Below are 26,756 nucleotides of genomic sequence, written 5' to 3'. Positions count from 1 at the left end.
GCGCCGCGCGGGCGGCGCTCGATTTCCGCGCCACCCCGACTATCGAGCCGAACCTATTGCGAATAGGTGCGCAGGAAGTTGCCAATACGCCCGATCGCCTGCTCCAGGTCGTCCACCCGCGGCAGCGTCACCACGCGGAAGTGGTCCGGCCACGGCCAGTTGAACGCGGTGCCCTGGACGATCAGCAGTTTCTCCGACAGCAGCAGGTCGAGGACGAACTTCTCGTCGTTGTGGATCGGGCAGACCTTCGGGTCGATCTTCGGGAACGCGTACAGCGCGCCCATGGGCTTGACGCAGCTCACGCCCGGGATCGAATTGAGCAGCTCGTAGGTGCGGTTGCGCTGCTCGAGCAGGCGCCCCGGCGGCAGCACCAGGTCGTTGATGCTCTGGTAGCCCCCCAGCGCGGTCTGGATTGCGTGCTGGGCCGGCACGTTGGCGCACAGGCGCATGTTGGCCAGCATGTCGATGCCTTCGATGTAGCTCAGGGCGTGGTGCTTGGGCCCGGAGATGATCAGCCAGCCGGAGCGGAAGCCGGCCACGCGGTACGACTTGGACAGGCCGTTGAAGGTCAGGCACAGCAGGTCCGGGGCCAGCGACGCGGTGCTGATGTGCACGGCCTCGTCGTAGAGGATCTTGTCGTAGATCTCGTCGGAGAACACCACCAGGTTGTGCTGGCGCGCCAGCTCCAGCATGCCCAGCAGCAGCTCCTTCGAATACACGGCGCCGGTCGGGTTGTTCGGGTTGATGATCACCAGGGCCTTGGTGTTCGGGGTGATCTTGGCCTTGATGTCGTCCAGGTCAGGGAACCAGTCGGCCTGCTCGTCGCACAGGTAGTGCACCGGCTTGCCGCCGGCCAGGCTCACCGCGGCGGTCCACAGCGGGTAGTCGGGGGCCGGGATCAGCACTTCGTCGCCGTTGTTGAGCAGGGCCTGCATGGACATGACGATCAGCTCGGACACGCCGTTACCCAGGTAGATATCCTCGATGCCGACGCCTTCGATCTGCTTCTGCTGGCAGTACTGCATCACCGCCTTGCGCGCGCTGAACAGGCCTTTCGAGTCGCTGTAGCCCTGGGCGGTGGGCAGGTTGCGGATCACGTCCTGCAGGATCTCGTCCGGCGCCTCGAAGCCAAACGGCGCCGGGTTGCCGATGTTCAGCTTGAGGATGCGGTGGCCTTCCTCTTCCAGGCGCTTGGCGTGCTTGAGCACTGGGCCGCGAATGTCGTAGCAGACATTGGCGAGCTTGTTCGATTTGCTGAACTGCATGATGTGATCCTGATTGGACAAGGCGCGGCGCGCCGCCGGCAATGGTTTGAAAAGGGCGAGGCGCATGCCAGACTGGCTGGCTGGGAAAGCCAACTAATATACGTTCCACCCGCGCCATAAATAAAGACGGTGCGAGGTGAAATTCAGCCTGCCGAGGTCCATTCATGCAAAAGATCGACAAGACACTGGAAGAGTGGCGCGCCATGCTCGACCCCGCCCAGTACCAGGTGTGCCGCCTGAAGGGCACCGAGCGGCCATTCAGCGGCAAGTACAACAGTGAACGCCGCGATGGCGTCTACCATTGCATCTGCTGCGACCTGGCGCTGTTCGATTCGAAGGCCAAGTTCGACTCTGGTTGCGGCTGGCCGAGCTTCTATGAACCCATCGAGGAGGCCGCGATGATCGAGATCCGCGACACCTCCCACGGCATGATCCGCACCGAAGTCACCTGCGCGCAATGCGACGCCCACCTGGGCCACGTGTTCCCCGACGGTCCGCCACCGACCGGCCTGCGCTACTGCATCAACTCGGTGTGCCTGGACCTCAAACCCCGCGATTGAAGGAGCAAACGCATGGCCGATGCACTGCTGGACATTCCCTGCGTCACCCTGTCCGGTGAGCAGAAAGTACTGGGTGATTACGCGGGCAAGGCGCTGCTGGTGGTCAATACCGCCAGCCAGTGCGGCTTCACCCCGCAGTACAAGGGCCTCGAGCGCCTGTGGCAGGACTACCACAAGCGCGGCCTGGTGGTGCTGGGCTTCCCCTGCAACCAGTTCGGCAAGCAGGAACCGGGCGATGCGAAGGAGATCGCGCAGTTCTGCGAGCTCAATTTCGGCGTGAGCTTCCCGCTGTTTCGCAAGATCGAGGTCAACGGCCCCGGCGCCCACCCGCTGTTCGTCGAACTCAAGCGGCGCGCGCCGGGCGTGCTGGGTACGCAGAAGATCAAGTGGAACTTCACCAAGTTCCTGGTCGACCCTGATAGCGGCAAGGTTACCCGTTTCGGTTCGACCACCAAGCCCGAGGCGCTGAAATCGTCCATCGAGGCGCTGCTCAACCGCTGACTGGCGCCCAGTGGTCGATCAAGGCCAGCAGCTCCTCGCGCCGGAACGGCTTGGCCAAGTAGTCGTTCATGCCCGCGGCGCGGCAACGCTCGCGTTCCTCGGGCATGGCATTGGCGGTCAGCGCGACGATCGGCAGTTCCGGCCAGCGCCCGCTCTGGCGGATGCGCCGGCTGGCCTCATAGCCATCCATCACCGGCATGTTGCAGTCCATCAGCACCAGGTCGAAGCTTTCCTGCTCCAGCAATTCCAGGGCCTCGGCCCCATGGGCGGCGACCTGCACCTGGCAGCCGAGCTTGGCGAGCATGCCTTTGGCCACCAACTGGTTCACCGGGTTATCCTCCACGAGCAGGATGCGCGCCCGGCGCTCCCTGGTCGCCGGCACCTCGTGTGGCAGCGGCGCGTTGGGTTCGCCTTGCAGGGTACGGCGTAGCGTCTGGTACAGGGCATTGCGCGCCAGCGGCCGGGCCAGCTGGTGCAGCGGCGCCAGTTGGGTGGCCTGTTCGCTGGGCAGAAAATTGCCGTAGGCGGTTACCAGCAGAATCGGCGCCTGGATCGCCGGGCGCAGGTCCAGCATATGATCGAGGTCGTCGGTGATCAGCAGGTCCACGGTCTTGCCCGCCAGCTGCGCGGCATTGTCGAAGCGCGCATAGTCCAGGCCCCAGCGCGGCAGCAGCTCCTGCAGCAGCTCGGCCAGGCCGCTGCCAGGTTTGCCCAGGGCGACGATACGCCCGGCCAACGGCACTGGTGGGATGGCCTCGGTGTGGGCAGGCAGGGGCAGTTCGGCGCTGAAGCGGCTGCCAAAGCCGGTCTCGGACTGGATGTGCAGGTGCCCCTGCATGGCTTTGCACAGGTTGCGGGTCAGGGCCAGCCCCAGGCCGGTGCCGCCGTACTGGCGGGTGATGCCGGCGCCGGCCTGGGTGAAGGGTTGGAAGATCCGCGCCTGGGCTTCTTCGGGGATGCCGATGCCGGTGTCACTGACGTCCAGGCGCACGCCGCCGACGATGCCGGTCAGGCGCACATCGACGCGGCCGAAGCGGGTGAACTTGAGGGCATTGGACAGCAGGTTGCTGACGATCTGCCGCACCCGGGTGGGATCGCCCAGCACCGTGCTGGGGAAGTCCGGAGCGATCAGGCAGGTCAGCTCGACGCTGGGCGCGGCATTCTGCGACAGCAGGTTGGCGGTGTCCTCGACCATCGCCCCCAGGTCGAACGGAATGCGCTCGAGCTCCAGCTGGCCAGCGTCGAACTTCGACAGGTCGAGGATATCGTTGAGCAGTTCCACCAGCACCTTGCCCGAGTCGTGGGCGATCGACAGCTGCTGGCGCTGCTCGGCGGCCAGGCCGCTGTCCAGGGACAATGCGATCATGCCCAGCATGCCGTTGAGCGGGGTGCGGATCTCGTGGCTCATGTTGGCCAGGAAGGCGGAGCGCGCCTGGGCCATGTCCAGGGCGCGGCGGCGGGCTTCCTCCAGCTCCTGGTTGGACTGGCTCAGGCGGCTGTTGCTGGCCTTGAGCTCGTCGGTGCGGGCCGAGACGATGTCTTCAAGCTCGTTGAGGTACTGGGTGAGGCGGTTCTCCGCGGTGCGCCGCTGTTGGATCTCGGTAGCCATGCTGACGAACTGCTGGTTGGCGACCCGCACCAGCACCCCGATTTCGTCATTCTCGTGGCCGTTGGGGCAGTCGACGCGGGTTTGCCTGGGCGTGCGCGAATCATTGCCGCTCAAGGCACCGATCACCGTGACCAGGGGTTTGGTCAGCATCAGGTAGAACAGTGCGAGAAGGATACCGGTAAGCACCAGGCTGCGGGCAAAGCCGTTGACCAGGGTGACCCCGGCACGGTCGAGGAAGCGCCCGCCGAAGGCGAAGGTGTCGACATCGAGGTAGAGCGTGCCGAGGTTCTCGTTGGGCATATGGGCGAGGAACAGGCGGTCCTGGAACTGGCGCTGGTCGCCGAACAGGAAGTCCGACAGCGGCCGGTAGCGGCTCTCCAGGCGCGGGCGCTGCGCGTCGGCCAGCACGGTCTCGTTGTTGTCGATCAGCCGCGCGCGGATCAGCGCAGGCGACTTGATCAGGCCGCCGGTGAGCTCCTGGGCCAGTTCGCTGTCGATGTTGTAGGCGATGCGCGAGGCCGTGTCGTGGCTGATCTTCAGCAGCGCCTGAATTTCACGGTTGATGGACGCGTCTTCGCTGGCATAATCGATGCCGATCTGGATGAGACTGAGCAATGTTCCCAGGATGAAGCCGACCAGGACTGTCAACCGGGCTTGCTTGTATGACAGGCGATTGGTGAACTTGATATCCATGGGTCCCAAGCCGGTTACTTGCTCCGTGCGCTGCGCAAGCATAGCCGATCAGCCCTGGCTGCTGGCGGGTCTGTCTGTTCATTTCAGTTGATTGCCGCTATGGGCCATTCGCCGGCAAGCCGGCTCCTGCAAAAAATGCGTAGGAGCCGGCTTGCCGGCGAACCGAGCGCACAGCGGTCCTTCAGAGAAACTGAAATCCTTGCTAGGAGCTTCCATGGACGCCCGACTCACTGCATTCCTCGACCGCGCCGAATCCGTTCTCGCGCGCCTCGAACCGCTGTTGCCCGCCCCGCGCCCGGATATCGACTGGTCCCGCACCCTGGCCGCCCGCTGGCAGCGTGACGGCCGCAGCGGCTACCTGCTGCCGCTGGAGGTCAGCCTCGACATCCGCCTGTCCGACCTGATCGGCGTCGACAAGCAGCGCGATCAGTTGGGCCGCAACACCCACCAGTTCATCAACGGCATGCCCGCCAACCATGCCCTGCTGTGGGGCTCACGCGGTACCGGTAAATCGTCGCTGGTGCGCGCGTTGCTTGCCGAGCATGCCGGTGAGGGCCTGCGCCTGATCGAGATCGAGCGCGATCACCTGGCCGACCTGCCACGGGTGGTCGAGCAACTGCAGAAGCTCGAACAGCGCTTCATCCTGTTCTGCGACGACCTCTCGTTCGAAGCCGGGGAAGGTGACTATCGCGTGCTCAAGAGCGTGCTTGATGGCTCGCTGGAGCAGGCGCCCGACAACGTGCTGCTGTACGCCACCTCCAACCGCCGCCACCTGGTGCCGGAGAAGCAGAGCGACAACGAGAACTGGAAGATGGTCGACGGCGAGCTGCACCCCAACGAGGCGGTGGAGGACAAGATTGCCCTGTCCGACCGCTTTGGCCTGTGGCTGTCGTTCTACCCTTTCTCCCAGGAGCACTTCCTCGATGTGGTCGAGCACTGGATCGGCCAGCTGGCGCGCCAGGCCGGGTTGCGCTGGCAGCGTACCGAAGAGCTCGACATCCTCGCCGTGCGCTGGGCCACCGGCCGCGGCAACCGTAATGGCCGTTGTGCCTATCAGTTCGCCCGCTACTGGGTCGGGCTGCAATTGCTGGAGCAGAAATAAATGATCGACCTCAACGCCAGTGGCCAAGGCCTCGATGGCTACGACCTGCTGGCCGCGCAAGTGCAGGCGTTGTTCGCTGACGAGCGTGACTTCATCGCCAACGCCGCGCAGTTCTCGGCCTTCCTGTACAACCAGGTGGACGACCTGAACTGGGCGGGCTTCTACATCAATCGCAACGAAGAATTGGTGCTCGGCCCGTTCCAGGGCCAGGTGGCATGCGTGCGCATCCCTTTCAGCCGGGGTGTGTGCGGCGCAGCGGCGGCTACGCGCACGAGCCAGCGAGTCGAGGATGTGCACGCGTTTCCCGGGCATATCGCCTGTGACAGCGCGTCCAACAGCGAGCTGGTGATTCCGTTGGTAAAGGAGGGCAGGCTGATCGGCGTGCTCGATCTGGACAGTCCGAAGCTGGCGCGCTTCAGCGAAGCTGACCAGGCCGGGCTGGAGCGGTTGGCGGCGATCTTCCTGGAGTTGACCGATTGCTGAAATGAAGAAGGGGCCTGTGAAGGCCCCTTTCTTTTTTGGTTCTGAACCTATCGCGGATGAATCCGCTCCTACCAGGTCCGTGTAGGAGCGGATTCATCCGCGATAGGGCCGCACCGGTCAATCGTAGATGACCTTCTTCTTCCAGGTCTCGTCCTCGTCGGTCTTGAGCCCCTGGGTCAACGCGTTCTGTTCATCCGCCGCCGGCTCCATCTTGTCCAGCACCTGGGCGTTGGCCCGGGCCAGCAGTTTCTCCAGGTAGGTCAGCTGCTCATCATACTGTTTCGGTTCAGGCTGCTTGCGCAGGTACTGCACGCCACGCTCGAACGCCAGGCGCGCCTGGCCCGGCTGGTTCTGTTGCAGCGCCTGCTGGCCGAGGTTGTTGAAGAACTCGATATGCAGCAGCACCAGGATATGGCGAATCTCCTTCACCCAATACTTGCCTTCGTTGCTGGCCAGGAAACCTTCCTGGGTGGCCCGCACGATCTGGTTGTGCATCAACTCCAGCAGGAAGCGCACGTCCTTGGCCTTGACCTCGGTCTGGATAGGGGAGGGCGGGTTGCGCACCGGGATCTTGTCGCCCAGGGCGATCAGCCCTTCGATTTCGGCGATGCGTGCCTTCAGCTCGCTGCTGTGCTTGTCCAGGGCCAGCTGGCGCTGGTTGAGGTTCAGCTCCAGGCGGGTAAGCAGCAGCTTGAGCGCCGGCGTCATGAACTGGCCGGGGAAGGTTTCGGTGATCTCGCCACAGCGACGCAGGCGGTCGGCCAGCTCGACCTTCAGGCGTGCCCGCTCGAGCTTGCCGTTCTCGACCACATTGTTGAGGTAGCCGATCACGATCAGCAGCGCGATACCCGCAACGATAAGCAGGGTGATCAGAAGTGGTGTCACCGTTAACGCCTCATGAAGAAGTTTTGCATCATTGAGTGTAGTAAGTTCGCCGCAGAGCGAACAGTGCAGCCTGGCGGACAGGGCCGAGGTGTCTCCCTCGCGGGTTCGCCCGTGAAAGCGCCCGTGCAGTCTATATGTCGGCCGAGGCCTCGATTTCTCAAGGTGGTAGCACTTTGACATGAGCTTGCCGGGCAGCTGTCAGAAAAGCAACGTCAATCCCCGGACGCATCCTGCATCACCTCCTATGAAGACGGGAAGTCATTGATTTAAATAAATTTCTACAAAGGGGTTGACGGCTTCCCAAGGCATCCATAGAATGCGCGCCACTTGCAGCGTAAAGCACACAGCGAAACGCGGCAGGGAGTGAATGTTGTGGCGTGTCCCCTTCGTCTAGTGGCCTAGGACACCGCCCTTTCACGGCGGTAACAGGGGTTCGAGTCCCCTAGGGGACGCCAATGCGGGAATAGCTCAGTTGGTAGAGCACGACCTTGCCAAGGTCGGGGTCGCGAGTTCGAGTCTCGTTTCCCGCTCCAGTTTCTCCGGCACTGCTTCGGCAGGGCAGGAAAAGAAAATCCAGGCTGAATCGCGAGGTTCATGATCTGGTGCGCTGAAAAGCGTTGGGTTTGTCCCCTTCGTCTAGTGGCCTAGGACACCGCCCTTTCACGGCGGTAACAGGGGTTCGAGTCCCCTAGGGGACGCCATTTGCGGGAATAGCTCAGTTGGTAGAGCACGACCTTGCCAAGGTCGGGGTCGCGAGTTCGAGTCTCGTTTCCCGCTCCAGTTTAAACGGCGTCGTTCTTGACGGTGCAGGTGGTGAAGGTCTCAATGGCGCTTCACGCCGAATGCGGTAAAGCTTCACCCTGCGGGAATAGCTCAGTTGGTAGAGCACGACCTTGCCAAGGTCGGGGTCGCGAGTTCGAGTCTCGTTTCCCGCTCCAAATCGAAAACGTCGCTCATTTGAGCGGCGTTTTTTTTTGCTCGCGATTTGGGTTATAAGACCTGTGTCGAGGGGGTGGTTGACTATTCATGTGGAAGGATTTTCATGAAAGATAATCAGGTCTTTAGGTATCTCGTAAGCCTGCTTAAGGGGGGCTATGCAGTCGCGGCGGCAATTTTCCATAAGCTCTGCAAATTTCTGGCAAGTGGCGTAGGCGCATTCCTTGTTGCCCTGAGTGGGGTTGCTGGAGCTGCATTGGTTTCGATCTATAGCAGCACCATCGTCAAGCAGATTGATTATGTGTTGTTTTCAGGGGAAGAAACTTCTTTAGATGAGCTGACTGTAGCGTCAGCAGTGTCATTAGCAGCCGTCATACTGATCATGTTGCGTGAATTTGGCTTGGCAGAGTCTGCTCGGCGGCGCGAGCGGCAATTGGATCTGCAGCATGCTCAGATGGGAGAGCAATTGACGAGCATGCCACCAAAGTCGTTTTTGAGTTTATACGCTGAAGCAGTAAAAAATACAGGTTTGTTGCGAAGTATAAGTAAGGTTCAGCTTAAAGAAAGAAAAGCTGATGGAGAGGTTCTTATAAAGCGCATGCGGGTAATCATGAACACCATACTGAGCCTCGCTCGCTCATGGGATGGTGTGTCCCGAGAGAATCAGGCAATTGTATATCGATCTAATTTTATGGTCGCGCTCACCTCCTCTAGCCTGAAGAAGGGAGGGAGTGGAGAGGGTGGGATTCCAGATATTTTAAAAACTTCCAAGTTTTTTCTACATGATCAGAATTACTCATCCTTGATAGAGCGCTGTGATGGCGTGCTACTATTGGTCGATAACCAATTGTCCACTTCATCTCTGGTAGCGGATGATGGGCCGGATCAGGACATTCAGCCTATTTGCTTCCCTTATTCGCTGCGCAGGCCAGGAGTTCGGGCGAGCATGGCTAATCACCCTAACATTCCTGGTGCTCCGGAGGCTGCTGCCAGCGGATCTGCACAATATTTGGGGCAGACGGGAAGAATAATACAGGGTTGGCTTGAGTCGGTCGATGATACCAATCCCCATATAACGCGAGATTACAAGGATCGTGTTGGCAGCTATTATCTCAATCGTGATGAGGCGCAATCTCTGCTCGCTATTCCAATTAAGTATGATGACCGCCTGCTGGGGGTTTTAAATATTTACAGGAATGACTCTCGAATACTGTTCAATGAGAATCGCAGTGATCAATTTGTAACATTGTTGGAGCCGATTTGCTATCAATTGGCAAAAATGCTAACGTTGATTGTATCGGAGTCCTCTGGTAAGGAGGAAGCTAAATGAAGCTTCATGAAATATTTGCCTATACGGCTGATGAAGTGGCTGAGCAGCTTGATAATGAATTTGTCAAGATTTCGCAGGTTGATGAATTGGCTCGAAAAATGTCAGATTTGTCATGGAAGACCTTGCAAGGTGAAGATGCAGGCATAGAGATTGTCCACGTTCAAGTCGTGGGTCGAGCGTTGCATCGAGATTGACACCTTAAAAAAGCCGCTCGTGTGAGCGGCTTTTTTTTGCGCGGATTATTGCTCTGACGGTGTGCCGGGATTGCCAAGTGCTTGTTTTTCCATGTTCCAGTTGAACGGCTCACCATTCTGCTCGGCTTCATAACGGCGCTCTTCCAGGCGCTGGTACAGGTCGAGCTCTTCGTCGGGCATGAAGTGCAGGCAGTCGCCGCCGAAGAACCACAGCAGGTCGCGCGGCACCAGGTGGGCGATCTGCGGGTAGCGCTGGATAACCTGGCAGATCAGGTCCTGGCCCAGGTACTGGCTTTCCAGCGGGTCCTGCGGCAGCAGGGTCAGCAACTCGTCGAAGCGCTCGAGGAACAGGGCGTGGCTTTCCTCCGGCACCTGTTCGGCTTCACCCAGTGCGGCCAGGATGGTACGCAGGTGGTTGAGCAGTTGCAGGTGGTATTCCAGGTGGGGGTTGGCCATGGGGCGCTCCTCGGTGTGGTTGAAACGGGCGCGGAGTATACGCCGGTTCAAGCGAGGGTGGGGCCTTTGTAGGAGCCAGCCTTGCTGGCGAACCGGCCTCAAGTGATCCGCGTGGGCCGTTTCGCCAGCAAGGCTGGCTCCTACAGGTGGGCGCTCATCGGATCGCCCCGGGCGTTGGCCGCAATTGCTCCTTGTCGAAGGCGTCGACATCGATCACCGTCCGTCGGGCTTTTTCGGCCTCATGCAGGCGCTGTGCTTCGGAGGGCTGCAGGACCCCGGCTTCCAGGCCCGCATCGATCACCGATTGCCCTGGCGTAGGCCGCACCTTGCCTTCCTTGATGCCCTGGTGCAGCGCCTTGTGCAGTGGCGCGACCTCAGCCAGCAGGTCGCTGGCCTGTTGCAACGCCGCAACCGGGTCGGCATCCATTCCGGGCCTGTAGCAGCCGGCCAGCAGTTCTTCCAGGGCTGGGTCGCCCTTGTGCCTGCCGATCACCCCGGCCACCTCGGCATCCAGTTCATCGCTGGGCCCGGTGTGGCGACGACCGAAGGGGAACACCAGTACCCGCAGGGCGCAGCCGATGAAGCGGTTGGGGAAGTTGTCGAGCAACGCGTCCAGCGCCTTCTCTGCCTGGCCCAAGCTCTCTTCCAGCGCCCAGCGCAGCAGTGGCCGCATGTGCTCGGGCGAGCCCAGGTCGTGGTAACGCTTGAGGGCGGCGCTGGACAGGTACAGGTAGCTCAGTACATCGCCCAGGCGCGCACTGAGGCGTTCGCGGCGCTTGAGTGCGCCGCCAAGCAGCATCATCGACAGGTCGGCCAGCAACGCGAAGGCGGCCGCCTGGCGGTTGAGGGCGCGGAAGTAGCCCTGGCTCAGGGCGTCGCCCGGGACCTTCTCGAAATGGCCGAGACCAAGCCCAAGCACCAGGGTGCTGGCGGCGTTGTCTGCAGCGAACAGGATGTGTTGCATCAGCAGGTCATCGAACTCTTTCAAGGCCTGCTCGTGGTCCTCGCGCCCGACCAGGGACATTTCCCTGAGTACGAATGGATGGCAGCGGATTGCGCCCTGTCCGAATATCATCAGGTTGCGCGACAGGATGTTGGCCCCCTCGACGGTGATGAAGATCGGCGCCACCTGCCAGTTGCGGCCCAGGTAGTTGTTCGGGCCCATGATGATGCCCTTGCCGCCGTGCACGTCCATGGCGTGCTGGATGCATTCGCGGCCGCGCTCGGTGAGGTGGTACTTGAGGATTGCCGACAGCACCGAGGGCTTCTCGCCCAGGTCGACGGCCTTGGCGGTGAGCAGGCGGGCGCTGTCCATCAGCCAGGCGTTGCCGCCGATGCGCGCCAGGGATTCCTGGATACCCTCGAAGGCGGCCAGCGGCACGTTGAACTGTTCGCGGATGCTGGCGTACTGGCCGGTCACCAGGCTGGTGTACTTGGCCGCGCCGGTACCGACCGCAGGCAGGGAGATCGAGCGGCCCACCGACAGGCAGTTCATCAGCATCATCCAGCCCTTGCCGAGCATCGGTTGGCCGCCAATGAGGGCGTCCAGTGGCACGAACACATCCTTGCCGCTGTTGGGGCCGTTCATGAATGCGGCGCCCATGGGCAGGTGGCGCTTGCCGATCTCGACGCCTGGAGTGTCGGTGGGGATCAGTGCCAGGCTGATGCCCAGGTCGACTTCTTCGCCGAGCAAGTGGTCCGGGTCGTAGGCCTTGAAGGCCAGTCCCAGTAGCGTGGCCACGGGCCCCAGGGTGATGTAGCGCTTCTCCCAGTTCAGGCGCAGGCCAATGACTTCCTCACCCTGCCATTGGCCTTTGCAGATGATCCCGGTGTCGGGCATGGCGCCGGCGTCGGAGCCGGCCAGGGGGCCGGTGAGGGCGAAGCAGGGGATTTCTTCGCCACGGGCCAGGCGCGGCAGGTAGTGGTTGCGCTGGGCATCGGTGCCGTAGTGCAGCAGCAGTTCGGCCGGGCCAAGGGAGTTGGGCACCATCACCGTGGAGGCCAGGTCGCCGCTGCGGGTGGCCAGTTTCATGGCCACCTGTGAATGGGCGTAGGCGGAGAAACCCTTGCCACCGTACGCCTTGGGGATGATCAGGGCGAAGAAGCCGTGCTGCTTGATGTGCTCCCAGGCTTGCGGTGGCAGGTCGAGGTCCTGGCCGATCTGCCAGTCGCTGACCATGGCGCACAACGCTTCGGTGGGACCGTCGATGAACGCCTGTTCCTCTTCGGTGAGCTTGGGCGCGGGGTAGTCGAGCAGGGTGTTCCAGTCCGGGCGGCCGCTGAACAGGTGGCCGTCCCACCACACGGTGCCGGCGTCGATGGCTTCGCGCTCGGTCTGCGACATGGGCGGCAGGGTGCGCTGGAACCAGTTGAATACTGGCGCCGTGAACACCTTGCGCCGCCATTCGGGCAGGGCGACGAAGGCGACCTTGATGGCGATGATCACCCAGATGAGTGTCAGCAGCCAGCCGGGGGCATGGCTGAAGAGCCCCATCAGCGCCGTGTAGGCGGCCATTGCCGCGAGAATCTGCAACGGCGCCAGGCGCCGGTGCGTGAGATACGCGGCGCCGAGCACCAGAACCAGCAACCACAACAGCAACATAATCCTTTCTCCTTGGACACGGGGCGTATGGCCGACCCACAGAGCTTAGACGCGCCGGGGCGGATGGCCTGCCAGGCAGATGACACGGCGGGGCGCTTGTAGGAGCGGATTCATCCGCGATGCATGCGCCGCGGTGCATGGCACCGGCTGTGCCGGTGATCGCGGATGAATCCGCTCCTACAAGGGCCGTCTGCTGATCAGGCAGCTTTGTTCATCTCCAGTTCCATGTCGCTGTTTCGCGCAAGCCGTGTAGGAGCCGGCTTGCCGGCGAACAGCCCTCAGCACAAAGCCCCGCTTTCACTGGCACCGCCGAACGCTTGGAGTAGACTGTCCCCCCTCCCGCATTCATAAGGACGTTGCCATGCTGAAGATCTGGGGCCGCAAGAACTCGAGCAATGTGCGCAAGGCGCTGTGGATCGCCCATGAACTGGGCCTGGACTTCGAGTCCATCGATGCCGGCGGCGCCTTCGGCGTGGTCAACGAACCCCACTACCGCGCCCGCAACCCCAACGGCCTGGTGCCCATGCTCGAAGACGGCGACCTGGTCTTGTGGGAGTCCAACACCATCGTGCGCTACCTCTGCGCCGAATACGGCCAGGCGCAAGGCTGGTACCTCGACGACCCACGCCAGCGCGCCCTGGCCGACAAGTGGATGGACTGGACCACCTCATCCTTCGCCGGCCCGTTCCGCCCGCTGTTCTGGGGCCTGCTGCGCACCCCAGAGGAGCAGCGCGACTGGGTGGCGATCAACGCCGCGCACAAGCAATGCGCCGAGCTGTTGTCGATTGCCGACGAAACCTTGGCCAGGCAACCCTACCTCTCCGGCGAACAAATCGGCATGGGCGACATTCCGCTGGGCAGTTTCGCCTACGCCTGGTTCGAAATGCCCATCGAACGCCCGGCCATGTACCACCTCCAAGCGTGGTACGAGCGCCTGAAACAACGCCCCGCTTACCAGGCCGCAGTGATGACCGCCCTGACGTGAGGCCACTTCGATAGTCATTATCAATAGATGTGACTGTACTTGTGCGGCCAGCCCTTGCACCATGGCCGCACTCACTGCGCCAGTGACTTGACCTGGCGTGCCCTGAACCCTTTTCTCGGTACCTGACCCGCCATGAGTTCCGCCCTGTCCATCCGACAGCTGACCAAGACCTACGGCAACGGTTTCCAGGCCCTCAAGGGCATCGATCTGGACGTTTCCGAAGGCGACTTCTTCGCCTTGCTCGGCCCCAACGGCGCCGGCAAGTCCACCACCATCGGCATCCTCTCGACCCTGGTGAACAAGACCAGCGGCACGGTCAACGTGTTCGGCCACGACCTGGACCGCGAACCGTCCGCGCTCAAGCGTTGCCTGGGCGTGGTGCCCCAGGAATTCAACTTCAACCAGTTCGAGAAGACCTTCGACATCGTCGTCACCCAGGCCGGCTACTACGGCATCCCGCCCAAGCTGGCCAAGGAGCGCGCCGAGCAGTACCTGACGCAACTGGGGCTGTGGGACAAGCGTGACGTGCAGTCGCGCTCGCTGTCCGGCGGCATGAAGCGCCGGCTGATGATCGCCCGGGCGCTGATCCACGAGCCGCGCCTGCTGATCCTCGACGAGCCGACCGCGGGGGTGGATATCGAGCTGCGCCGTTCGATGTGGAGCTTCCTCACCGAGCTCAACCAGAAGGGCATCACCATCATCCTCACCACCCACTATCTGGAAGAGGCCGAGCAGCTGTGCCGCAACATCGGCATCATCGACCACGGCACCATCGTCGAGAACACCAGCATGCGCCAGCTGCTGGGCAAGCTGCATGTCGAAACCTTCGTGCTCGACCTCAAGCACGACCTGCCGGCCGCGCCTGAACTGCACGGCTACCCGTGCCGGCTGATCACTCCGCACACGCTTGAGGTGCAGGTGGAGAAGGATATCGGCATCACCGCGCTGTTCGGCCAACTGGCCCTGAAGAACATCGAGGTGCTGAGCCTGCGCAACAAGACCAATCGACTCGAGGAGTTGTTCGTGTCCCTGGTGGAAAAGAACCTGTCGAAGGTGGCCGTATGAGTGTGGAACTGCGCACCAACTGGGTCGCCCTGAACACCATCGTCTATCGCGAAGTGCGGCGCTTCTTGCGTATCTGGCCGCAGACCCTGCTGCCCCCGGCGATCACCATGGTCCTGTACTTCGTGATCTTCGGTAACCTGATCGGGCGGCAGATCGGCGACATGGGTGGCTTCACCTACATGGAGTACATCGTGCCGGGCCTGATCATGATGTCGGTGATCACCAACTCCTACGGCAACGTGGTGTCGAGCTTCTTTGGCAGCAAGTTCCAGCGCTCCATCGAGGAACTGATGGTGTCGCCGGTGTCGCCGCACACCATCCTGGTCGGCTATGTGCTGGGTGGTGTGCTGCGGGGGCTGGCGGTGGGGGTGATCGTGACCATCCTGTCGCTGTTCTTCACCCACCTGCAGGTGCATCACCTGGGCGTGACCATCGTCGTGGTACTGCTGACCGCGACCATCTTCTCGCTGCTGGGCTTCGTCAACGCGGTGTTCGCGCGCAACTTCGACGATATCTCGATCATTCCGACCTTCGTGCTGACGCCGCTGACCTACCTCGGTGGGGTGTTCTATTCGATCAACCTGCTGCCGCCGTTCTGGCAGACCGTGTCGCTGGCCAACCCGGTGCTGCACATGGTCAACTCGTTCCGCTACGGCATTCTAGGGGTGTCGGATATCAGCATTGGTACGGCGATCAGCTTCATGCTGGTGGCCACCGCGCTGCTGTATGTGCTGTGTGTCCGCCTGCTGGTCAGCGGCCGCGGCATGCGTGCGTGAGCCTTGTGCAGGTGAGCAACGGCACTGGCGTCGGCGCCACTGCCGGCCCACCCACCAACGCCAGTAGCCCATGGTGGTGAAGTAGGCGAGCACGCCGAGCACCACCCCGCACACCACCGAGCCCAGCAGGAACGGTTGCCAGATCGTCGCCAGCTGGTCGGTGACCCAGTCGACAGTGATCTCCTCGGGCAAGGTGCGCGGCGGCACCTGCATCAACCAGGCGCCGGTCATGTAGGTGACGAAGAACACCGGGGGCATGGTCAGCGGGTTGGTCAGCCATACCAGGCTGACCGCGATGGGCAGGTTGCCGCGTACCGGAATTGCCAGGGCGGCGGCCAGCAGCATCTGCATGGGAATGGGAATCAGCGCTGCGAACAGGCCTACACCCATGGCCCGCGCGACCGAATGACGGTTCAGGTGCCAGAGGTTGGGGTCGTGCAGCAGTTTGCCGAAGAAGCGTAACGACTTGTGTTCCCGGATGCTGGTCGGGTCCGGCATGTAGCGTTTGAACAGACGGCGCGGCATGTGGGCTCCCGGCAGGGTTGAAGGGCGTCAGTATGCCTTTATTCAAGCGCAGCCTCGTTCAGAGTTTGTGACAATTGTTGAGCAAGCATTTCCTCCCGATCAGCTAAGCCTCAGAGGCCATTTCGCTTCTGGAGCTCTATCTCATGCGCACAGGGATGCTTGCGCTGGTGCTCGGGCTTTTGTGTCTGCGCTTCCTGCCTGCTCTGCCATCGGTCGGATGGCTGTTGGTCCTGTTGATGTTTGCCTTGGTCTGCCTGCCTGCGCGCTTGTGGTTGCTGGGGTGTTTCGTGCTGGGTGTCTGTCATGCGGGCTGCTCGGCGCAGCGGGCCTTGGATGATCGCTTGTCCGCCGAACTGGATGGCCGGACGTTATGGCTGGAGGGAAAGGTGGTGGGTTTGCCCGCCCGTGGCCAACGCAGCGTGCGTTTCGAGCTGGAGCAGCCCAGGTCCCGCCGGGCGCAGTTGCCGCAACGTGTGCAGTTGAGCTGGTTCGAAGGGCCGCAGCTGCGGGCGGGCGAGCGTTGGCGGCTGGCAGTCAATCTGCGCCAGCCCAGTGGGTTGCTCAACCCTCACGGCCCGGATCGCGAGGCCATGCTTCTGGCGCGGCGGGTCGGCGCAACAGGCACCGTCAAGGCGGGCGAGCGGCTTGGCGAGGCGGCGGTGGACTGGCGCGATGGCCTGCGTCAACGTTTGCTGGTAGTGGAGGCTCATGGGCGCGAGGCGGCCCTTGCGGCCCTGGTGCTGGGCGATGGCACGGGGCTGGCGCGGCAGGACTGGCAGGTCTTGCAGGCTACCGGCACGGTGCACCTGCTGGTCATCTCTGGGCAGCACATCGGGTTGCTGGCGGGGCTGGTATATGGCCTGGTGGCAGGGTTGGCGCGACTGGGCGGGTGGCCGCAGCGGTGGCCATGGCTGCCGTGGGCGTGTGGCCTGGCCATGACGGCGGCGCTGGCCTATGGCTGGCTGGCGGGGTTGGGCGTGCCGGTGCAGCGGGCCTGTCTGATGCTGGCGGTGGTGTTGCTCTGGCGCCTGCGCTTCCGCCATTTGGGCGCCGCCATGCCGCTGTTGCTGGCGCTGCTTGGTGTGCTGCTGGTCGAACCGCTGGCTAGCTTGCTGCCGGGGTTCTGGCTGTCGTTCGCCGCCGTTGCCGTGCTGGTGTTGTGTTTTTCCGCCCGGCTGGGCGCGTGGCGCCCCTGGCAGGCCTGGACCCGCGCCCAGTGGGTGATTGCCGTGGGCCTGTTGCCGGTATTGCTGGCACTGGGGCTGCCGGTCAGCCTGACGGCGCCGCTGGCCAATCTGCTGGCGGTGCCGTGGATCAGCCTGGGGGTGTTGCCGCTGGCATTGCTGGGGACAGTGCTGTTGCCGGTTCCGGGCGTGGGGGAGGGGGTGTTGTGGTTGGCGGGCCTGTCGCTGGACGGTCTGTTTGCATCGTTGGCGCTTGTTGCCGAACAGCAGCCAGCCTGGATGCCTGAGCCATTGCCTGTGTGGGCCTGGCTGCTGGTGTGCCTGGGGGCGGTTCTCGTACTTTTGCCTCGCGGCGTGCCACTGCGCATGCCGGGCGCGGTCATGTTGCTGGCGATATGGGCGCCGCGAGAGCAGGTGCCCCACGGGCAGGTGGACGTCTGGCAACTGGACGTCGGCCAGGGCCTTGCGGTGTTGCTGCGCACCCGCCATCACAGTTTGCTGTATGACGCGGGGCCCGCGCAGGGCGACAGCGATCTGGGCGAAAGCGTGGTGCTGCCTACCTTGCGCAAACTTGGGGTGAAAAACCTCGATGTGATGCTGATCAGCCATGGTCATGCCGACCATGCCGGTGGCGCGGCGGCCGTTCGTCGCGGGTTGCCGGTGAGCCGGGTGCTGGCGGGAGAGGTTGCCGGGCTGGATGGGGCGCAGCTTTGTGACAGTGGCGAGCGCTGGCAGTGGGATGGCGTGGCGTTTTCGCTTTGGCACTGGCCGCAAGGCCGGTCCAGCAACGAGCGCTCCTGTGTGCTGCAGGTGGAGGCCAATGGCGAACGGTTGCTGCTGGCCGGCGATATGGAAGGTGGTGCGGAACGGGCCTGGCTGGCGGCCCATGACGAGCATCGGGTCGACTGGCTGCAGGCGCCGCACCATGGCAGCCGCACGTCGTCCACCGAGCCGTTCGTCAAGGCCGCCGCGCCACGTGGGGTGCTGATTTCCCGTGGGCGGCACAATGGGTTTGGGCATCCCCATGCGCAGGTGATCGAGCGGTATCGGCGGCATGGGGTGGTGGTGCATGACACGGCGGTCGAGGGGGCGTTGCGGTTAAGGCTGGGCCGTCATGGAGGGGTTGAGGGCATGCGTGGGCAACGCAGATTCTGGCGGTGATCGTGTCGGCCTCTTCGCCGGCAAGGCCGGCTCCTACAGGCACTGCGCGCTTCTGTAGGAGCCGGCCTTGCCGGCGAATGGGGCCGCGAACGTTTCCCTGACCTCCGGCAGATGAGCCCTCGGCTTGCCTATGGTAGAGTGGCGGCCTTTTTCCGAGGGGATGCTTACTGTGTGGGAATTGGTCAAGTCCGGTGGTTGGATGATGCTGCCGATCATCCTGAGTTCCATCGCCGCCATGGCGATCGTCGTCGAGCGCCTGTGGACCTTGCGCGCCAGCCGTGTCACCCCGCCGCACCTGCTGGGCCAGGTGTGGATGTGGATCAAGGACAAGCAACTCACCAGTGACAAGCTCAAGGCCCTGCGCGCCGACTCGCCGCTGGGCGAAATCCTGGCTGCCGGCCTGGCCAACTCGCGCCACGGCCGCGAGATCATGAAAGAGTGCATCGAGGAGGCCGCTTCGCGAGTCATCCACGAGCTGGAGCGCTACATCAGCACCCTTGGCACCATCGCCGCCATGGCCCCGCTGCTGGGCCTGCTGGGCACCGTGCTGGGCATGATCGACATCTTCAGCGCCTTCATGGGCTCGCAGATGACCGCCAACGCCGCAGTGCTGGCCGGTGGTATCTCCAAGGCCCTGGTCACCACTGCGGCCGGCCTGATGGTCGGTATCCCGGCGGTGTTCTTCCACCGCTTCCTGCTGCGCCGCATCGATGAGTTGGTGGTGGGCATGGAGCAGGAGGCGATCAAGCTGGTCGAGGTGCTGCAGGGCGATCGCGAAGTGGAAGTGGCCGGAGGCAAGGCGTGAAGTTCCGGCGCAATCGCCAGCGCGAGAACGTCGACATCAACCTGGCGTCGTTGATCGACGTGGTGTTCGTGCTGCTGCTGTTCTTCGTGGTCACCACCACCTTCACCCGCGAGACGCAATTGCGTGTCGAGCTGCCCGAGGCGGCCAGCGCCGAGCAGGCGCCGGCGGACCAAGGCAAGCTGGTGGAAATCTCCATCAGCGCCGACGGTGTGTACTCGGTGAACAACCACCTGCTACCGAAGAGCGACCTGGAGACCCTGACCGAAGCCATCGAGAAGGAGTCCGGCGGTGACATCACGCTACCGCTGGCCATCAGCGCCGACGGCAAGACTCCGCACCAGGCTGTGATCACCGCAATGGACGCGGCCGGCAAGCTCGGCTTCAGCAAGTTGCGCATGACCACCGTCGAGGCCGCGCAGGGCAAGCCCTGATGGCCTTCGCCGATCGCCTGCTGGCCGCCTGGTACACCGGGCACCCCGCGCTGGCCCTGTTGCGCCCGCTGGAAGCGCTGTACCGCCGCGTGGTGACGCGCAAGCGCGCGCGCTTCCTCAGTGGCGAAAGCGCCAGCTACCGTGCGCCGGTACCCGTGATCGTCGTCGGCAACATCACCGTCGGCGGCACCGGCAAGACCCCGATGATCCTCTGGCTTATCGAGCACTGCCGTCGGCGGGGGCTCAAGGTCGGCGTGGTCAGCCGAGGCTACGGCGCCAAGCCGCCGCAACACCCCTGGCGTGTCCAGGCCGACCAACCTGCCGAACAGGCCGGTGACGAGCCTTTGCTGATCGTCCAGCGCACCGGCGTGCCGCTGGTCATCGACCCCGACCGCTCCCGCGCCGTGCAGGCCTTGCTGGCCAGCGATGCCCCTGACCTGATCCTGTGCGATGACGGCATGCAGCACTATCGCCTGGCCCGTGACCTGGAGCTGGTGCTGATCGATGCCGCCCGTGGCCTGGGCAACCGTCGCTGCCTGCCGGCTGGCCCGCTGCGTGAGCCCGCCGAGCGGCTGGATGAGGCCGACGCGGTGCTGTTCAATGGCGCCGAGGCTGATCGTGACGATGGTTTCTCGTTCCGCTTGCAGCCATCCGCGCTGATCAACCTGCGCAGCGGCGAGCGCCGCGAACTTGACCTGTTTCCCGCTGGCCAGGCGCTGCACGCCGTGGCCGGCATCGGTAACCCGCAACGTTTCTTCAACACCCTGCTGGGGCTAAACTGGCAGCCGGTGCCGCATCCGTTCGCCGACCATGCGCCCTACAGCCGCGAGGTGCTGTCGTTCAGCCCGCCGCTGCCGCTGGTGATGACCGAGAAGGACGCGGTGAAATGCCGGCCCTTCGCCGCCGACGACTGGTGGTACCTGGCGGTCGACGCCGTGCCTTCGCAAGCGTTCGGCAGCTGGTTTGATAGCCAGCTCGATCGCCTGTTGCCCGACCGCCCCCGGCCCTGAGCCTTTTTCAATTTCCGTCTCAAGGAAGCTCCCATGGACACCAAACTGCTCGATATCCTGGCCTGCCCGATCACCAAGGGCCCGCTCAAGCTCAGCGCCGACAAGACCGAGCTGATCAGCAAGGGCGCGGGCCTGGCCTACCCGATTCGCGACGGCATCCCGGTGATGCTGGAAAGCGAGGCGCGTACCCTGACCGACGAAGAGCGCCTGGACAAATGAGCCTGGACTTCACCGTGGTGATTCCTGCCCGGCTGCGCTCCACGCGCCTGCCGGGCAAGCCGTTGCTGCCGATCGCCGGCAAGCCGATGGTCCAGCATGTGTGGGAACAGGCGGGTAAAAGTGGCGCCAGCCGCGTGGTCATCGCCACGGACGACGCCAGCATCGTCGAGGCCTGCCAGGCGTTCGGCGCCGAAGTGCTGCTGACCCGCGCCGATCATGAGTCGGGCACCGATCGCCTGGCCGAGGTCGCCGCCCGGCTGGGCCTGGCGCCCGATGCAATCGTGGTCAACGTGCAGGGCGACGAGCCGCTGATTCCGCCAGTGATCATCGATCAGGTGGCCGCCAACCTGGCGGGGCATCCGGAAGCCGGCATCGCCACCCTGGCCGAGGCAATCCATGAGCCGGAAACCATTTTCAATCCCAACGCCGTGAAAGTGACCAGCGACAAGCATGGCCTGGCGCTGACCTTCAGCCGCGCGCCGCTGCCCTGGGCGCGCGATGCCTTCGCCAAGGACCGCAGCCAGTTGCCTGCCGACGTGCCGTACCGTCGTCATATTGGTATGTATGCCTACCGCGTCGGCTTCCTTCAGGATTTCGTCGCCTGGGGCCCGTGCTGGTTGGAGCAGGCCGAGTCGCTGGAGCAATTGCGTGCCCTGTGGCACGGCGTGCGCATCCATGTCGCCGACGCCATCGAGGCGCCGGCCGTGGGCGTTGATACCCCCGAAGACCTGGAGCGCGTGCGGCGCTTGCTGGAGGCCTGATGCGCGTCCTGTTCGTCTGCCTCGGCAATATCTGCCGTTCGCCCACCGCCGAGGGCGTGCTGCGCCATCAACTGGATGCCGCCGGGCTGGCGGATGTTGTCCAGGTGGCTTCCGCCGGTACTGGCGACTGGCACGTGGGCAAGGCCCCTGACAGTCGCACCTGCAAGGCCGCCCTGGTGCGTGGCTACGACCTGTCGGGCCAGCGCGCCCAGCAGGTCAAGGCCGAGCACTTTGCTGAATACGACCTGGTCCTGGCCATGGACAAGAGCAACCTGCGCAACCTGCAGGCGTTGCGTCCGCACAACGCCAAGGGCGAGCTAGACCTGTTCCTGCGCCGCTATGGCGCGGCCCTGGACGAAGTGCCGGACCCTTACTACGGCGGTGTGGAAGGTTTCGAGCAGGTCCTGGACCTGATCGAGGCGGCTTGTCGCGAGTTGGTCGTGGAAATCAAGGGGCGGCTATGACGGCGCATTGGCAGGAGCAGGTTTCGCTCAAGCGCTACAACACTTTCGGTATCGATGTACGTGCGCGTTACTTCACTCAGGCGCACGACGATGGTGAAGTTCGTCAAGCGCTGGCCCAGGCAGCTGAGCGACAGGTGCCTGTGCTGGTGATCGGCGGCGGCAGCAACCTGCTGCTGACCCGTGACATCGATGCCCTCGTGCTGCATATGGCCAGCCGTGGCCGACGCCTGCTCGACGATGATGGCGAGCGGGTGGTGGTGGAGGCCGAGGCCGGCGAGCCCTGGCATCCGTTCGTGCAGTGGAGCCTGACCCAGGGCTTGTCTGGCCTGGAGAACCTCAGCCTGATTCCCGGCACCGTCGGCGCCGCGCCGATGCAGAATGTCGGGGCCTATGGCGTGGAGATCAAGGACGTGTTCGCCGGGCTGACCGCTCTGGATCGCGAGACAGGCGAATTGCGCGATTTCTCTTTGCAGGAATGCGCATTCGGCTATCGCGACAGCGTGTTCAAGCGCAACCCGGGGCGTTGGCTGATCCTGCGTGTGCGCTTTGCCTTGAACCGTACATTGCAGGCCCATCTGGACTATGGTCCGGTGCGTCAGCGCCTGACGGAGCAGGGTGTTGCACAGCCGACCGCCCAGGCGATCAGTGACGCGATCTGCAGCATTCGTCGGGAGAAGCTGCCGGATCCGGCCGAGCTGGGCAACGCCGGTAGCTTCTTCAAGAACCCCGTGGTGCCAGCGGCATTGGTCGAGCGTATCCGCGCCGGGCATCCTGGCGTGGTGGCTTATCCGCAGTCCGATGGCCAGGTGAAACTGGCGGCGGGCTGGTTGATCGAGCAGGCGGGGTGGAAGGGTTATCGCGAGGGTGATGCCGGCGTGCACCGCTTGCAGTCGCTGGTGCTGGTGAATTACGGTCAGGCGAGCGGGGCGCAGCTGCATGCGCTGGCGCAGAAGATCCAGGCGGATATCCTCGAGCGGTTCGGGGTGGCGCTGGAGATGGAACCGAACCTGTACTGACCCTATCGCTGGCACTGCCTCGCCGGCAAGGGGGCTAGTGGCCTGCTCCGGTCTTGTAGGAGCCAGCCTTGCTGGCGAACCAGGCTAAAGATCCACGCAATGTCAGCGGCAAAGAAAAAGCCCCGCCAGTTCGCACTGGCGGGGGTTTTCGCACTGGCGGGGCTTTTTCATTCAGCCGTTGCTATCAACCGTGATGAGGCTTGTGCTCGTCAGCGGTCTCCACGACTTCTGCCGGTTCAGCCTGGGCGGTAGCCAGAGCTGCTGCTGCGGCCTCGGCTTCACGCTTGCGACGGCGTACTTCACGCGGGTCGTTCGGCGCACGGCCGTTCGGCAGCATGATGGTGGATGGCTCGACAGCAGCAGCGGTTTCTTCGGCTGGCGCTTGTTCGACGGCAACCGGCTCGGGTTCGACTGCTGCGGCTTCGACCACTTCAGCTTGCGCTTCGACAGGCTTGGCTTCGACTTGAGGAGCAGGTTGCTCGGCAACCGGAGCTTCGACAACTTCGACGACCGGTGCTTTTTCGATCTCGCCAGCTTCCACTACCGGAGCTTGTTCGACCGGTGCCGATTCGACAGCGGCTTCAACGACAGCGGCAGGCTGCTCGACGGCTGCCTCGACCACTGGCTGTGGTGCCACTTCAACCACGGGCTCGATGCTCGGCTCGACGGCAACAGCTGGTTCGCTGACAGGTTGTTCCACCACGGGGGTGATGGAGACCTGCTCGGCGACGACCTCGGCGATTTCCACCTGGGTCTCGGCGACGGCCGCGTTGGCGCGCTCGGCCTGCTGGTTGGCTTCGACTTCGGCGTCAGCGCTGATGTTGCTGGTGGCAACGGCGGCAGTGACGGCGATGCCGGCGGCCAGTTCGGCACCCAGCTCGGTGGCCTGGTGCTGCTGTGGCTGCTGCTCTTCGCTGCTGTCTTCGTCGCCTTCGATCAGCTCGCCATTGGCATTGCGCTGACGCTCGCGACGGTTGCTGCGACGACGCTGGCCACGGGAACGGCGGCGTGGACGCTCGCCATCGGCGCCTTCCTGCTCGTCCTGCAGCAGTTCTTCGTTCGGCAGTTGCTCTTCGGTCAGCTCGGCGGCCTGTTCGGCTACCTGCTCGTCAGGGCGCAGCTGGCGCTCTTCGCGTGGCGGACGTGGCTGACGCTCTTCGCGAGGGGCGCGCTCTTCACGTGGGGCGCGCTCTTCGCGAGGTGCGCGTTCTTCACGTGGGGCACGCTCTTCGCGAGGTGCGCGTTCTTCACGTGGGGCGCGCTCTTCGCGAGGTGCGCGCTCTTCACGTGGGGCGCGTTCTTCGCGAGGTGCGCGTTCTTCACGTGGGGTGCGCTCTTCGCGAGGTGCACGCTCTTCACGCGGTGCGCGTTCTTCGCGTGGCTGACGCTCTTCACGGGCTGCAGGTGCGGCGTCCAGCGGCTCGCGCAGTTCGCGTACGCGCTCTTCGCGGTTGCCGCGGCGGTCTTCACGAGGCTGGCGTGGCTGGCGTTCTTCACGCGGGGCGCGCTCTTCACGTGGAGCGCGTTCCTCGCGAGGTTGACGCTCTTCACGTGGAGCACGCTCGCTACGCTCTTCTCGCGGCTTGCGCTCTTCGTCGCGACGGCCACCACGGTTGCGGCTCTGCTGGCGACCGTTGCGACGCTCCTCGTTGCGCGACGAGCGCTCGGCGGCCGGCTTCTCGGTGTTCACGGCCGGTGCGGCGGCAGGTTCTTCCTTGCCGGCGAACAGGCTGACCAGCGACTTGACCAGGCCCTTGAACAGGCTCGGCTCCGGGGCGCTCTGTACGGGCGCGGCCGGTGCGGCGGGCTCTTCAGCGGCGGCCGGTGCCGGGGCGTTGGCGCGTGCCGGTGCGGTCTTGACCGCGGCTTCCTGGCGAACCAGGGTGCGGGTGGCGGTCGGTTGCGGCGCTTCTTCCACTTCGCTCGAGGCAATCTCGTAGCTGGACTGGATGTTCAGCACGTCCGGATTGTCGTCGCGCAGGCGCTGGACTTCGAAGTGCGGGGTTTCCAGGTGATCGTTCGGCAGGATGATGATGCGCGCGCGAGTACGCAGTTCGATCTTGGTGATCGAGTTGCGTTTCTCGTTGAGCAGGAAGGCGGCCACCGGAATCGGTACCTGGGCACGCACTTCGGCGGTGCGGTCCTTCAGGGCTTCTTCTTCGATCAGGCGCAGGATCGCCAGCGACAGCGATTCGACGTCACGGATGATGCCGGTGCCGGAGCAGCGCGGGCAGACGATGCCGCTGCTTTCACCCAGCGATGGGCGCAGGCGCTGGCGGGACATCTCCAGCAGGCCGAAGCGCGAAATGCGGCCAACCTGCACACGGGCGCGGTCGGCTTCCAGGCACTCGCGCACACGTTCTTCGACGGCGCGCTGGTTCTTCGCCGGGGTCATGTCGATGAAGTCGATGACGATGAGGCCGCCGATGTCGCGCAGGCGTAGCTGGCGAGCGATCTCTTCGGCCGCTTCCAGGTTGGTTTGCAGCGCGGTTTCCTCGATGTCGCTGCCTTTGGTGGCGCGCGCCGAGTTGATGTCGATGGAGACCAGGGCTTCGGTCGGGTCGATGACGATCGAGCCACCGGATGGCAGGTCGACGACGCGCTGGAAGGCGGTCTCGATCTGGCTTTCGATCTGGAAGCGGTTGAACAGCGGCACGCTGTCTTCGTACAGCTTGACCTTGCTGGCGTACTGCGGCATCACCTGGCGGATGAAGGTCAGGGCTTCTTCCTGGGCGTCGATGCTGTCGATCAGCACTTCGCCGATGTCCTGGCGCAGGTAGTCGCGGATGGCGCGGATGATGACGTTGCTTTCCTGGTAGATCAGGAACGGTGCGGTGCGGTCGAGGGACGCTTCCTTGATGGCGGTCCACAGTTGCAGCAGGTAGTCGAGGTCCCACTGCATTTCTTCGCTGCTGCGGCCCAGGCCCGCGGTGCGCACGATCAGGCCCATGTCGCCGGGAACGGTCAGGCCGTTCAGCGCTTCACGCAGTTCGTTGCGCTCCTCGCCTTCGATGCGGCGGGAGATGCCGCCGGCGCGCGGGTTGTTGGGCATCAGTACCAGGTAGCGGCCGGCCAGGCTGATGAAGGTGGTCAGGGCGGCGCCTTTGTTGCCGCGCTCTTCCTTCTCGACCTGGACGATGACTTCCTGGCCTTCGCTCAGTACTTCCTTGATGTTGACCCGGCCTTCGGGGGCCTTCTTGAAGTATTCGCGGGAGATTTCCTTCAGCGGCAGGAAGCCGTGACGTTCGGAGCCGAAGTCGACGAAGGCGGCTTCAAGGCTGGGCTCGATCCGGGTGATCTTGCCTTTGTAGATGTTGGCCTTTTTCTGCTCACGGGCGCCGGACTCGATGTCCAGGTCGTAGAGGCGTTGGCCGTCCACCAGGGCTACACGCAACTCTTCGGGTTGAGTCGCGTTAATCAGCATTCTTTTCATGTTGTACCGTCGGTTTCCGGGCTGCCGGAAACGGCGTTCGGCACACACGACTTTTCATGATCGGTGCCAAGGTGCGCAAAGGGTGGCGGGCCACCCCCGTGTCTGGCGACGTTCGGCACCAGCCGGTTGCCCAGCCTGCCGTGGTCGCGACGACGCGTCCTGTTTTGCGGTGCCAGAAGGCCTGTCGAGTTTTTCGAATGTTATCCGAATCAATCGAACGGGCCTGGTGCACTCAGTCAGGAGGAGGAATCAACCGGTCGTCCGTGGACGCCGCAAGGGCGTCTGTTCAGGACCTTGTCCGTCCA

Annotated in this window: 24 protein-coding genes and 5 tRNA genes; 22 read left to right on the top strand and 7 right to left on the bottom strand. The window is 63.6% G+C overall.

All coding sequences use genetic code 11. From position 1 onward, the window contains the following. Positions 1–53: 53 nt before the first annotated feature. Positions 54–1,265, bottom strand: a complete 1,212-nt coding sequence (locus tag P5705_RS24095; RefSeq protein WP_240065828.1) for a pyridoxal phosphate-dependent aminotransferase — start codon at positions 1,263–1,265, stop codon at positions 54–56. Between the two features lie 164 nt (positions 1,266–1,429). Here P5705_RS24095 and msrB point away from each other — a divergent pair, with 164 nt between their 5' ends. Both msrB and P5705_RS24085 read left to right on the top strand, forming a co-directional pair. Then, positions 1,430–1,825, top strand: coding sequence for a peptide-methionine (R)-S-oxide reductase MsrB (msrB, locus tag P5705_RS24090; RefSeq protein WP_277463388.1), 396 nt, complete (start codon positions 1,430–1,432; stop codon positions 1,823–1,825). Positions 1,826–1,837: 12 nt separating this feature from the next. Continuing rightward, entirely contained in the window at positions 1,838–2,326 is a 489-nt protein-coding gene (locus P5705_RS24085; RefSeq protein ID WP_277463386.1) for a glutathione peroxidase, read from the top strand. Here the strand turns inward: P5705_RS24085 and P5705_RS24080 are convergent. After that, complete coding sequence (locus P5705_RS24080; RefSeq protein ID WP_277463385.1) at positions 2,316–4,670, bottom strand: hybrid sensor histidine kinase/response regulator; 2,355 nt, start codon at positions 4,668–4,670, stop codon at positions 2,316–2,318. The two genes, P5705_RS24085 and P5705_RS24080, sit on opposite strands and share 11 nt — an antisense overlap. 172 nt (positions 4,671–4,842) lie before the next feature. Between P5705_RS24080 and P5705_RS24075 the strand changes: the two genes are divergently transcribed. Together P5705_RS24075 and P5705_RS24070 are read left to right on the top strand one after the other, a co-directional pair. Further along, complete coding sequence (locus P5705_RS24075) at positions 4,843–5,730, top strand: ATP-binding protein (protein WP_277463384.1); 888 nt, start codon at positions 4,843–4,845, stop codon at positions 5,728–5,730. Further along, the gene (locus tag P5705_RS24070) at positions 5,731–6,213 is read left to right on the top strand and encodes a GAF domain-containing protein (protein WP_277463383.1); all 483 of its coding nucleotides are present in this window, start codon (positions 5,731–5,733) and stop codon (positions 6,211–6,213) included. A gap of 117 nt (positions 6,214–6,330) precedes the next feature. On the opposite strand, the gene P5705_RS24065 is transcribed toward P5705_RS24070, so the two are convergent. Further along, the gene (locus P5705_RS24065; RefSeq protein WP_277463382.1) at positions 6,331–7,098 is read right to left on the bottom strand and encodes a hypothetical protein; all 768 of its coding nucleotides are present in this window, start codon (positions 7,096–7,098) and stop codon (positions 6,331–6,333) included. Positions 7,099–7,477: 379 nt separating this feature from the next. On the opposite strand from P5705_RS24065, the gene P5705_RS24060 reads away from it, so the two are divergent. The 7 genes from P5705_RS24060 (at position 7,478) to P5705_RS24030 (ending at position 9,558) form a co-directional block, all read left to right on the top strand. Further along, positions 7,478–7,553, top strand: a tRNA-Glu gene (locus tag P5705_RS24060). A gap of 2 nt (positions 7,554–7,555) precedes the next feature. Further along, a tRNA-Gly gene (locus tag P5705_RS24055) sits at positions 7,556–7,631 on the top strand. A gap of 92 nt (positions 7,632–7,723) precedes the next feature. Further along, positions 7,724–7,799 (top strand) — tRNA-Glu (locus P5705_RS24050). 3 nt (positions 7,800–7,802) lie between these two features. Beyond that, positions 7,803–7,878: transfer RNA gene (locus P5705_RS24045), tRNA-Gly, on the top strand. Between the two features lie 82 nt (positions 7,879–7,960). Then, positions 7,961–8,036: transfer RNA gene (locus P5705_RS24040), tRNA-Gly, on the top strand. A gap of 104 nt (positions 8,037–8,140) precedes the next feature. Then, complete coding sequence (locus P5705_RS24035; protein WP_277463381.1) at positions 8,141–9,364, top strand: GAF domain-containing protein; 1,224 nt, start codon at positions 8,141–8,143, stop codon at positions 9,362–9,364. Further along, the gene (locus P5705_RS24030; RefSeq protein ID WP_044487837.1) at positions 9,361–9,558 is read left to right on the top strand and encodes a hypothetical protein; all 198 of its coding nucleotides are present in this window, start codon (positions 9,361–9,363) and stop codon (positions 9,556–9,558) included. The genes P5705_RS24035 and P5705_RS24030 overlap by 4 nt, the downstream gene beginning before the upstream one ends. 45 nt (positions 9,559–9,603) lie before the next feature. On the opposite strand, the gene P5705_RS24025 is transcribed toward P5705_RS24030, so the two are convergent. Both P5705_RS24025 and P5705_RS24020 read right to left on the bottom strand, forming a co-directional pair. Then, positions 9,604–10,014: a PA2817 family protein gene (locus P5705_RS24025; RefSeq protein WP_011532865.1), complete on the bottom strand. Its 411-nt coding sequence runs from the start codon at positions 10,012–10,014 to the stop codon at positions 9,604–9,606. A gap of 154 nt (positions 10,015–10,168) precedes the next feature. Then, a complete protein-coding gene (locus P5705_RS24020; protein WP_277463380.1) occupies positions 10,169–12,616 on the bottom strand; it encodes an acyl-CoA dehydrogenase in 2,448 nt (815 codons plus the stop codon). Positions 12,617–12,977: 361 nt separating this feature from the next. On the opposite strand from P5705_RS24020, the gene P5705_RS24015 reads away from it, so the two are divergent. The 3 genes from P5705_RS24015 (at position 12,978) to P5705_RS24005 (ending at position 15,442) form a co-directional block, all read left to right on the top strand. Then, positions 12,978–13,601, top strand: a complete 624-nt coding sequence (locus P5705_RS24015; protein ID WP_277463379.1) for a glutathione S-transferase — start codon at positions 12,978–12,980, stop codon at positions 13,599–13,601. A 132-nt stretch (positions 13,602–13,733) separates the two neighbouring features. Beyond that, positions 13,734–14,666: an ABC transporter ATP-binding protein gene (locus P5705_RS24010; protein WP_277463378.1), complete on the top strand. Its 933-nt coding sequence runs from the start codon at positions 13,734–13,736 to the stop codon at positions 14,664–14,666. Further along, positions 14,663–15,442 (top strand): ABC transporter permease, encoded by a 780-nt coding sequence (locus P5705_RS24005; RefSeq protein WP_011532869.1) that lies wholly within the window; start codon positions 14,663–14,665, stop codon positions 15,440–15,442. The genes P5705_RS24010 and P5705_RS24005 overlap by 4 nt, the downstream gene beginning before the upstream one ends. Here the strand turns inward: P5705_RS24005 and P5705_RS24000 are convergent. Beyond that, positions 15,326–15,967, bottom strand: a complete 642-nt coding sequence (locus P5705_RS24000) for a DUF2062 domain-containing protein (RefSeq protein WP_277463377.1) — start codon at positions 15,965–15,967, stop codon at positions 15,326–15,328. The two genes, P5705_RS24005 and P5705_RS24000, sit on opposite strands and share 117 nt — an antisense overlap. A 143-nt stretch (positions 15,968–16,110) precedes the next feature. Between P5705_RS24000 and P5705_RS23995 the strand changes: the two genes are divergently transcribed. The 8 genes from P5705_RS23995 (at position 16,111) to murB (ending at position 23,018) form a co-directional block, all read left to right on the top strand. Then, positions 16,111–18,312, top strand: a complete 2,202-nt coding sequence (locus P5705_RS23995) for a DNA internalization-related competence protein ComEC/Rec2 (protein ID WP_277463376.1) — start codon at positions 16,111–16,113, stop codon at positions 18,310–18,312. 169 nt (positions 18,313–18,481) lie between these two features. Beyond that, complete coding sequence (locus tag P5705_RS23990) at positions 18,482–19,117, top strand: MotA/TolQ/ExbB proton channel family protein (protein ID WP_028690976.1); 636 nt, start codon at positions 18,482–18,484, stop codon at positions 19,115–19,117. After that, positions 19,114–19,548, top strand: a complete 435-nt coding sequence (locus tag P5705_RS23985; RefSeq protein WP_277463375.1) for an ExbD/TolR family protein — start codon at positions 19,114–19,116, stop codon at positions 19,546–19,548. The genes P5705_RS23990 and P5705_RS23985 overlap by 4 nt, the downstream gene beginning before the upstream one ends. After that, positions 19,548–20,558, top strand: a complete 1,011-nt coding sequence (lpxK, locus tag P5705_RS23980; RefSeq protein WP_277463374.1) for a tetraacyldisaccharide 4'-kinase — start codon at positions 19,548–19,550, stop codon at positions 20,556–20,558. Before P5705_RS23985 ends, lpxK begins: the two co-directional genes overlap by 1 nt. Before the next feature lie 33 nt (positions 20,559–20,591). Then, positions 20,592–20,777: a Trm112 family protein gene (locus P5705_RS23975; protein WP_011532874.1), complete on the top strand. Its 186-nt coding sequence runs from the start codon at positions 20,592–20,594 to the stop codon at positions 20,775–20,777. Then, positions 20,774–21,538: a 3-deoxy-manno-octulosonate cytidylyltransferase gene (kdsB, locus tag P5705_RS23970; protein ID WP_277463373.1), complete on the top strand. Its 765-nt coding sequence runs from the start codon at positions 20,774–20,776 to the stop codon at positions 21,536–21,538. Before P5705_RS23975 ends, kdsB begins: the two co-directional genes overlap by 4 nt. After that, complete coding sequence (locus P5705_RS23965) at positions 21,538–22,002, top strand: low molecular weight protein-tyrosine-phosphatase (RefSeq protein ID WP_277463372.1); 465 nt, start codon at positions 21,538–21,540, stop codon at positions 22,000–22,002. Before kdsB ends, P5705_RS23965 begins: the two co-directional genes overlap by 1 nt. Next, positions 21,999–23,018 carry a UDP-N-acetylmuramate dehydrogenase gene (murB, locus tag P5705_RS23960; RefSeq protein WP_277463371.1) on the top strand — a complete coding sequence of 340 codons (1,020 nt, stop codon included), beginning with the start codon at positions 21,999–22,001 and terminating at the stop codon, positions 23,016–23,018. Before P5705_RS23965 ends, murB begins: the two co-directional genes overlap by 4 nt. 184 nt (positions 23,019–23,202) lie before the next feature. Here the strand turns inward: murB and rne are convergent, their stop codons facing one another. Further along, positions 23,203–26,451 (bottom strand): ribonuclease E, encoded by a 3,249-nt coding sequence (rne, locus tag P5705_RS23955; protein WP_277463370.1) that lies wholly within the window; start codon positions 26,449–26,451, stop codon positions 23,203–23,205. Between the last annotated feature and the right edge of the window lie 305 nt (positions 26,452–26,756).

The organism is Pseudomonas entomophila, assembly GCF_029478665.1.
GTDB classification, from domain to species: Bacteria; Pseudomonadota; Gammaproteobacteria; order Pseudomonadales; family Pseudomonadaceae; genus Aquipseudomonas; species Aquipseudomonas entomophila_F.
This window is presented reverse-complemented; position numbering and strand designations above follow the sequence as displayed.